Source organism: Methylomonas sp. BG-2, assembly GCF_057766305.1.
Genome location: NZ_JBYMAP010000176.1, coordinates 1 through 8,453, shown reverse-complemented (window position 1 = coordinate 8,453; position 8,453 = coordinate 1). Strand labels below are relative to the sequence as shown.

The 8,453-nt window shown below is 56.9% G+C and carries 8 protein-coding genes; 7 read left to right on the top strand and 1 reads right to left on the bottom strand.

The window, feature by feature from the left end; genetic code table 11:
• From AC3B8H_RS15485 to AC3B8H_RS15455, 7 genes are all read left to right on the top strand, one after another.
• Positions 1 to 419: hypothetical protein (locus AC3B8H_RS15485; RefSeq protein ID WP_488442444.1), on the top strand; the 419-nt coding region annotated here is incomplete at its 5' end.
• A 74-nt stretch (positions 420 to 493) separates the two neighbouring features.
• Positions 494 to 1,618, top strand: coding sequence for a Gfo/Idh/MocA family protein (locus tag AC3B8H_RS15480; protein ID WP_488442443.1), 1,125 nt, complete (start codon positions 494 to 496; stop codon positions 1,616 to 1,618).
• 42 nt (positions 1,619 to 1,660) lie between these two features.
• Positions 1,661 to 3,469 (top strand): aminotransferase class I/II-fold pyridoxal phosphate-dependent enzyme, encoded by a 1,809-nt coding sequence (locus tag AC3B8H_RS15475; protein ID WP_488442442.1) that lies wholly within the window; start codon positions 1,661 to 1,663, stop codon positions 3,467 to 3,469.
• A 9-nt stretch (positions 3,470 to 3,478) separates the two neighbouring features.
• The gene (locus AC3B8H_RS15470) at positions 3,479 to 4,345 is read left to right on the top strand and encodes a glycosyltransferase family 2 protein (protein ID WP_488442441.1); all 867 of its coding nucleotides are present in this window, start codon (positions 3,479 to 3,481) and stop codon (positions 4,343 to 4,345) included.
• Between the two features lie 3 nt (positions 4,346 to 4,348).
• Positions 4,349 to 5,542, top strand: coding sequence for a glycosyltransferase family 4 protein (locus AC3B8H_RS15465; protein WP_488442440.1), 1,194 nt, complete (start codon positions 4,349 to 4,351; stop codon positions 5,540 to 5,542).
• 10 nt (positions 5,543 to 5,552) lie between these two features.
• Positions 5,553 to 6,755 carry an efflux RND transporter periplasmic adaptor subunit gene (locus AC3B8H_RS15460; RefSeq protein WP_488442439.1) on the top strand — a complete coding sequence of 401 codons (1,203 nt, stop codon included), beginning with the start codon at positions 5,553 to 5,555 and terminating at the stop codon, positions 6,753 to 6,755.
• Positions 6,755 to 8,257, top strand: coding sequence for a TolC family protein (locus AC3B8H_RS15455; RefSeq protein WP_488442438.1), 1,503 nt, complete (start codon positions 6,755 to 6,757; stop codon positions 8,255 to 8,257). Before AC3B8H_RS15460 ends, AC3B8H_RS15455 begins: the two co-directional genes overlap by 1 nt.
• Before the next feature lie 16 nt (positions 8,258 to 8,273).
• Here AC3B8H_RS15455 and AC3B8H_RS15450 read toward each other — a convergent pair.
• On the bottom strand, positions 8,274 to 8,453 hold a 180-nt coding region (locus AC3B8H_RS15450), incomplete at its 5' end, for a hypothetical protein (RefSeq protein ID WP_488442437.1).

Sequence of the window (8,453 nt, the reverse complement as noted above, 5' to 3'; positions counted from 1 at the left end):
ACGATCCCGGTTTGATTGCGATCGGTAACGGATTTTTGCGCGATGTGGTGGCGGCTCAACGCAGCGATGGCGTGTTTATAGAAAAGGGCGGCCACGATAGTAGCTACCAGGCGGTCACATTGATGAATTTGCAGATTGCTTGGTCTTATGCCGACGATGCTCGTTTACGCCAGCAGTTGTTCGATGCCGTGCGTCTGGGTATGGCTTGGTTGAAGCCGCGTATTCTGCCGAGTGGAGAGGTGTCGGCCGAGGGCAATACGCGAACAGGGCTGGGCCAGGAAAGTTTTTTCGGTAAGGTCAAGGAAATCAATTACGGCGAAGTTGCCTATTGTCTTTACTACTGGTCGGTGATCGCGGACGACGCCGAGGCGGGGCGTCTGGCGGATAGCGTGATGGCATTTGCGCTTAAGCACGGTTGATCTAAAGTTTTAGGGGGCGGAATCGGCGATTTCGCGTTTAGTTTGTTTGAGGATGAGTCAATCGAGAAGAAAAAATGGAAAATGTACTGAATTTTGCGTTATTGGGTTGCGGTCGGATTGCCTCTCGGCATGCCGAGGTATTGTCAGGGCCGGTGGAAGGCGCAAGATTGGTGGCGGTTTGCGACGTTACCGAGGAAAGGGCGGAACTATTCGGGAGCAAATACGGTGTGCCGCACTTCACCGACGTGCATGAAATGATGGCGGCGATGGGCGATAAAATCGACGTGATCAACGTGTTGACGCCGACCGGTTGCCATGCCCAACACGTACTGGATGTCGTGCAATACAAAAAGCACGTGGTCGTCGAAAAGCCGATGGCGTTGACGCTGGACGACGCCGAGGCGATGATCGAAGCCTGCGACCGTGCTCAAGTCAAGTTGTTCGTCGTCAAACAGAATCGGTACAACGTACCGGTGCAAAAACTGTATCAGTCGATGAAGGCCGGCCGATTCGGCAAGATTGCGATGGCCACCGCCCGAGTGCGCTGGATGCGCAATCAAGCCTATTACGATCAGGACGGCTGGCGCGGCACCTGGCTGTGGGATGGTGGGGTTTTTTCCAATCAGGCCAGCCACCACGTAGACTTGTTGACTTGGTTGTGCGGCGATGTCGATTCGGTGTTCGCCTACACCGCGCGGAGTCTGGTGGATATCGAAGTCGAGGATACCGGCGTTGCCGTATTGCGCTTTCGTAGCGGCGCGCTGGGCGTCATCGAAGCGACCACGGCGGCCCGGCCGAAAGACCTGGAGGCGTCGATCAATATTCTTGGCGAGCACGGTACCGTCGAGATCGGTGGGTTCGCGGTCAACCAAATGAAAACCTGGTTGTTCGACGAGCAGACGCCGGACGACGAACTGGTGCTGCAAGAGTTCAACCAGAATCCGCCCAACGTCTATGGTTTTGGCCATTTGGAATATTTGCGCAACGTGGTGCATGTGATTAATCACGGCGGCGGTGCAATGGTGGACGGTCTGGAGGGTTTGAAGTCCCTGCGCTTAATCAGCGCGATCTACGAGTCAGCCGCCACCAGTCGCGAAGTTTGGCTGCGCTTTCAACCGACCCATAGCCGGCTTGGCCGCGCGGAAATGCGGCGAAGGAGCGACTCGGCCGAGGATCAACGCCTGCTTCCCCGTAAATAAGCCAGCCTTATACGTTTTTAGACTCACGAAATTATTAAATCCATGTCCAATCCAGAAAATTCGCGGTCTTCGGCTAGCGTGGCGCCGACCGCTATCGTCCATCCCAATGTCAAACTCGGCAAGAACGTCGTCATCGAGGATTTTTGCATCATCGGTTATCCGCCCAAGGGTTATCAGCCCGGCGAACTGGAAACCGTGATCGGTGACGATACCCACATCCGTTCCAGCACCATCATCTATGCCGGCACGACGCTGGGTAGTCATTGTCACGTCAGCCATTACGTGTTCATCCGCGAGAGCACCAATCTCGGCGACCATTGTTCGGTTGGGGCCAACGTGGTCATCGAGCACCACTGCCAGATCGGGAACAACGTGCGCCTGCAGGCCCAAGCCGGTTTATGCGAATACACCGTGCTGGAGGATGACGTTTGGTTGGGGCCGCGGGTCATCACTACCAACGTGCCGCATCCGACTTGCGATAAGGCCAAGGAATGCCTGAACGGACCGGTGATCCGCCGCGGTGCGATTTTGGGCGCGGCGGTGACGGTCAGTCCGAATCTTGAAATCGGCGAACGGGTGCTGGTGGGCGCCGGCAGCGTGATTACCAAGTCAACCGAGGACGGCGCGATTTTATTCGGCGTGCCGGCCAAGAAAATCGGCGAGGTCGAGGCCGTCAAATGCCAGTATGAGCTGATGCCGCAAAGTCCTTACAAAACCGATGGAGCCGCGCCGACCGATGCGCCGGCCCGGCGCGTGCCGTTCGCCGATCTCGGCGCCCAGTATCAGCGCCACAAACAGGAATTCCGTCTGGCGATGGATCGGGTGATTTTGAACAATCGCTTCATCAACGGCCAGGAAGTCGCCGAATTCGAGCAAAGTTTTGCCAGCTATTGCAAAACCGCTTACGCGATCGGTGTCGGTAGCGGTACCGACGCGCTGGAACTGGCCTTGATGGGATTGGGCATAGGCCAAGGCGACGAGGTCATCACGACGCCGCACACCTTTATCGCGACCGCCGAAGCGATTGCGTTGTCCGGCGCCACGCCGGTGTTTGCCGATATCGATCCCGTGACTTACCAAATCGATCCGGCCGCGCTGGAAAGCAAAATCACCGCCAAAACCAAGGCGATCATTCCGGTGCATTTGTACGGGCATCCGGCGCCGATGCCGGAAATCCTGGCGATCGCCAAAAAACACGGTTTACGGGTGATAGAAGACGTGGCGCAGGCGCACGGCGCGACGATCAACGGCCTGACCGTCGGCGGCATCGGCGACGTCGGTTGCTTCTCGTTTTATCCCGGTAAAAACCTGGGAGCCTACGGCGATGCCGGCGCGGTGACGACCAACGATCCCGCATTGGCGGCCCGAATCGCCAAACTGCGCGATCACGGCCGTTCGACCAAATACCTGCATGAAATCGTCGGCAGAAACAGTCGTTTGGATACCTTGCAGGCGGCGTTGCTTAACGTCAAACTCAAGCATTTGCCGAAATGGACCGCCGGCCGCCAAGCCGCCGCCGCCCATTACCAGGAAAAATTGGCCGGTTTACCGTTAACCTTGCCGGCGGCGGCGGCGGGCTGCGAACCGGTTTATCACTTGTACGTGGTACGTTGCCAGGACAGAGACGGTTTGTCCGCCTTCCTGAAAGCCAACGGCATAGAAAGCGGCGTGCATTATCCGACGCCGTTGCATTTGCAGCCGGCACTGACTTACCTGGGTTACTCGGCCGGCGATTTTCCACGCACCGAAGAAGCCGCCGCCAACATTTTGTCGTTGCCGATGTTCCCGGAAATCACCCGTGATCAGATCGACTACGTCGCGGCGACGATACAGCGTTTTTTCCAGGGATAAGGCGGCATCATGGAGGCACCGGAATTATCCATCGTCACCTCGGCGTATAACGAGGTCGGCAATGTCGAACGCTTTCTGAGCGGGGCTTTGCAAGCCGTCGAAAAACTGGGTGTGTCGGCCGAGATCGTGTTTTTCGACGACGGCAGCACCGACGGTACCGGCGCGGCGGTGACGGCCTTCGCCAGCCGTGGTCGCGCCGACAACGTTCCGATCAAATTGGTCAGCCGGCCGCACAAAATGGGGATTACCGCGACGATCGTCGATACCTATCCCAATACCGCCGGCCGTTACGTGTGCCTGGTACCGTCCGATCTGGAATCGTTGCCGGAAGACGACATTCCGGTGTTGTATGGCGCGATGGACGACGACACCGACGTGGTCGTCGGTTGGCGTAAGGATAGGGGCGACGGCAAATTGCTGGCCTCGAAAATCTATAACTCGATCAATTGGTGGTTGTTTGGGGTGCGCTTGCACGACATGAACTGGATCAAGTTGATCCGCCGCGACAAACTGCGCGATTTGCGACTGCGTTCTGATTGGCATCGGTTTTTGGTGCCGATTCTGGCGCAAAAACGCGGCTGCCGTTTCAAGGAAGTGGTTACTCAATGGCATCAACGCCGTTATGGGCGGTCCAATTTCGGGTTGAAACGTTTTTCGATTGCGATTGCCGACCTGGTAACGGTCAAGTTGCTGCTGGCATACGGCGATCGGCCCTTGCTGTTTTTCGGATATTGCGCGGCGGCGGCGCTGGCGGCGGCTTTGTTGGGTCAGAGTTTGATCGGCGGCATCGCCGCGACCGGTTTGGCGTTGACCGGCGTGTTATTGCTCGCCATCGGCGTGGCTGTCGAATTCATATTAAAAACCGGGGATCGTTGAACCATGAAAGTGTGCATGATGACTTCGGTGTATGCGCTGGGCGAAGACGACCGTAACGGTTCGTTTCTGGTCGAGTGCAACCGTTACATGGCCGAGCGCGGTTACCAAGTCGAGGTGTTCGCGCCCAGTTACGAAGGCCGGGAAAACCATAGTGTGCAAGGCATACCGGTTTACCGCTTCCGTTATTTTTTCAAGCGCTTCGAAAATTTGACTCATTTCCAGGGCGCGCCCAACCGGATTCGCAATCCGCTGTATTTGTTCGTGGCCGGGTTTTATATTTTGTCCGGACTGGTTCAGGCGGTTGGGTTTTGCCGGCGCGGCAACTTCGACGTCATTCACGTCCACTGGCCGTTCCCGCATGGAATCTGGGGCTATTTCGCGGCGATGGCGCATCGCACGCCCATCGTGCTGACCTTTCACGGCGCGGAACTGTTGCTGTCGAAGAAGTTTCCGTTCGTTGCTTACTTCATTCGTCATGCCGTCAAGCATGCTCAGGCCTTGATCTGCAATTCCAACTATACCGCCGGGCAACTCGCGGCGCTGACCGGCGTGCCGGTGGAGTCGATACACGTGATTCCGTTCGGCGCCACGGTCGAGATCAAACCGGTCGAGAAAAACCGGGCCAAGCCGGTCAAGGACGTGTTGTATGTCGGCCGTTTGATCGAGCGCAAAGGGGTCGGCTATTTGCTGAATGCCTGGCCGGACATCGTCAAGCAAACCCAGGCTCGCTTGCATATCGTCGGCGACGGCGACAAGGCGGCCGAGTGGAAGGCGTTGGCCCAAGCGCTGGCTATCGAGGATAGCGTGGTTTTTCACGGCGTCGTGACCAACGAGCAATTGGAACAGCTGTATCGGGAAGCCGACGTGTTCGTGTTGCCGTCCATTGTCGACAGTCGCGGCGACACCGAGGGTCTGGGTATCGTCTTGGTCGAGGCTCTGGCTTACTTGACGCCGGTGGTGGCCTGCGATGTCGGCGGCATTTCCGACGTCATTCGCGACGGCGAAACCGGATTGCTGGTGCCGCAGCGCGACGCCCAGGCGCTGACCGAGGCGGTATTGAAATTACTCGAAAATCCCGAGTTGGCCGAGCGTTTGGTCAACGCCGGAGCGGCTCATGCGCGGACCTATTTCGATTGGCGGCGTATCATGGACGCCTTGTCTAACGTATATCGTTCAGTTACTCGTGAAAAGTCCTAAACCACTTTCAATGCTAACCGGCGTTTCCGGTTGGGTTTGGCTGTATGTCGGCCTGGTTTTGCTGGGCGCCTATTTGTTGTACTCGGCGATCGTGCCGACCTACAAATCGCCGAATTCCCGCTTGTGGAGTTCCGCGATGGGTTATCCGGCCATGTTGCGCAAAATGAACGCGCAGATACCGGTCGAAACGGCATTGCCGAGCCTGCGGGAAATGGTCAAGACCGTGTCGGCGGCCGGCGAAATCGGTTTTCTGCATGAAGTGCCGATTAATATCGAAGTCGCCAGCATCGTGACCGATGTTTATGTCGAGAGCGGCGCGAAAATCAAGGTCGGCGATCTGTTGCTGCGCCTGGATAACGGCGGCAGTCCGACCCGGCTGGCTCGTTTGGATGTCGAGGACAAGCGCAATGCCTATGAAAAGGCCCGCCGCGATTATTTGCGCGAGAAAGAGGCCTTCAAAAGCGGCATCATCGCCCAAACCGATCTGGCGCAATACGAAGCGGACATGAATCAGGCCCGTATCGAATTAAATAAGGCGCAGGAAAGTTTGAGCCAATCGTTCGAATCGCGTAGCAAGAACATCTTTGGTGATGCGAAACAAAACACCCGCGGCGCCAAAACCGACATTCTGTCGCCGATCGACGGCGAAGTGGTTCAGGTGGCGACCTATGCCGGCGAAAACATCCTTGGTCCGAAAAATGGCCTGATGTCGTTGGGCGACACGTTGATGTTCAAGGCTTCAGTCGATCAACGCTACTTTTCGACGATACAACCCGGCAACCGGGCGGAAGTTTACCTGCAAGCTTACCCGGACCGGCCGTTCGCCGCCAAGGTCATTAAAATCGACAACTTTATCGCGGTTGCCGGCAAGGCCGAGGCGACGGTACCCTATACTTTCAACGTCTGGTTGGAATTGGAAGGCGTGCCGACCGAGTCGATACCGTTGGCGCGCGGCATGAACGGCTATTGCCGCTTCGATTATCCGTTTCAGGCCCTGGCGATACCGGAAAAAGCGTTGCTGAATTATTCCGGACAGCGCGGCGTCGTAATGACGGTCAATGCCGAGCGGCGTTTGGAGTTGAAACAGGTTACCTACAGCACCAGCATGGATGGCATGGTGGCGATTTCGTCCGGGCTCGGCGAGCGGGAACGCGTCGTATTGAGCGGACAGGTCGGTTTGCAGTCCGGCGATAAAGTCAAATTCGAGGAATGATGAACAGAAAATCAGCGATGATGAATGCCAAACCCGAGGTTCGGGCCGAGATTCGGGAGAGTTGTCTAGGCAAAACCGAGGCCGGAATGGGCGCATGGATTCGGGCTGGACTGATCGGCGCGGCGCTGAGCTGCGCGGGCATGTCCTCGGCCCTGGCGTGGCCGTATGGTGACGACGCGGAAGCCGGCGGCGGTGAAGTCGCCGCGCCCGCATTTTGCGAGGGCGTGCCTCGCCAGTCGGTGGGACGCTTGAGTTTGCCGGGCGCGATTAAAATGGCGTTATGCCACAATCCGTCGGTCGTCAAGGCGCGTCGAGACGTGCAGTCGGCGCGTTTGAACTACGACGCTGAAGATGCCAAATATGCTTCCGAGGTGGAGTTCACCGTCAACGAGAGTTATCAGTTCGGCGATACCAGTCAGATCGAAAATGTGGTCAATGTTGACCCGACCAATCCCACCGCTATTCGCTCCAATTCGGAACGCACCTACATGAGCCTGCGCTGGACCGCGCCTTGGTGGTACAAATCCGAATTCAAATACGAAGCGGCGAAAAGCCGTTTGGGTATCCAATTGGCCGAGGCGCGTTTGAACCGTACCGAACAGGATGTCATGTTTTCGGTTTACAAGGCCTATCTGGCGGCCTTGGTGCAGAAACATAAACTCGAGATCGAAACCCGCAAACTCGAGGCGATCAGCGACCAGAGTAAAACCCAGCAACGCAATTTCGAATTGGGCCGGGCTTCCGAAGTCGGCGTCGTGATCGAGGAAGGTAATTTGCTGAACCAGCAATTGACCGCCGGCGATACCCGCGAGGCGATGGACAACAAAATGACCGAATTGCTAGGTTGGCTGGATCTTAAAGGCGCCACCGGCTTGGAGTTGGACGACTATCCGCTGGAGCCGGGCAAGAACGACGCGCACGCCTACGATATCGATAGGGCCTTGCAGTTTCAAACCCAGGAAGTCAATATTCAGATCGTCCAACAAGCGGTCGAAATTGACAAGCACGAAGATGTCTGGAAACCCAGCGTTTCGACCTGGGCCGGCTACAGTCCTTACATCAAATCGGTGGGTACCTCGCAATCCAGGGAAATCAACGACTTGGTCACCGTTGGCGTCGAAGTGCAGGTTGAGCTGCCCAATTTCGAGGCCCGCGATGCCGCCGTCAAGGTGGCGGCTCACGACAAGACCATGTTGGACGAGCAATTACGCGGCGCGATTGACGATACCCGTAGCCAGTCCCGGCAATTTCAAAACAAATTGACCAAATTGACCGAGCAGATCGATTTATTGGATAAATTGCGCAAGGTTCAGGAGCGCCGACTGGAAGCCGGCCGTAAGAGTCTGGAACTCGGCACGATGAACCCGATGGAATACCGGAATCTGGAGAGCAATCTGGATGCAACCCAAACCCAACGCCTCGATAAGTTGTTCGATTATCTGGTGGCCGAGGCCGAGTTGAAGCATCTGTACGGTATCGACGTCGTCGCCAATATTCGTTAGAGTTCGGTTCGCCGGGTTAGGGGCTGCCGGTGCGAAATCGGGCGAAGCGGCTATCAAATCCGGGAGGCACGTCTCGCCCGGTGATGAAGCGTAGAGTCAGTTGATTCCGTTCGTGTCCGACCGGCGTTTCCCAAGCCTGGTGCAGCGGGCTCGCCACGAAGCAAACCAAGCATTTTTCCGCTGCCTCGGTCTTGTC

What these genes read in the sequence shown, in the direction of transcription:
- AC3B8H_RS15480 (WP_488442443.1), top strand. Translation starts at nt 494, where the DNA reads ATGGAAAATGTACTGAATTTTGCGTTATTGGGTTGCGGTCGGATTGCC.
- AC3B8H_RS15475 (WP_488442442.1), top strand. Translation starts at nt 1,661, where the DNA reads ATGTCCAATCCAGAAAATTCGCGGTCTTCGGCTAGCGTGGCGCCGACC.
- AC3B8H_RS15470 (WP_488442441.1), top strand. Translation starts at nt 3,479, where the DNA reads ATGGAGGCACCGGAATTATCCATCGTCACCTCGGCGTATAACGAGGTC.
- AC3B8H_RS15465 (WP_488442440.1), top strand. Translation starts at nt 4,349, where the DNA reads ATGAAAGTGTGCATGATGACTTCGGTGTATGCGCTGGGCGAAGACGAC.
- AC3B8H_RS15460 (WP_488442439.1), top strand. Translation starts at nt 5,553, where the DNA reads ATGCTAACCGGCGTTTCCGGTTGGGTTTGGCTGTATGTCGGCCTGGTT.
- AC3B8H_RS15455 (WP_488442438.1), top strand. Translation starts at nt 6,755, where the DNA reads ATGAACAGAAAATCAGCGATGATGAATGCCAAACCCGAGGTTCGGGCC.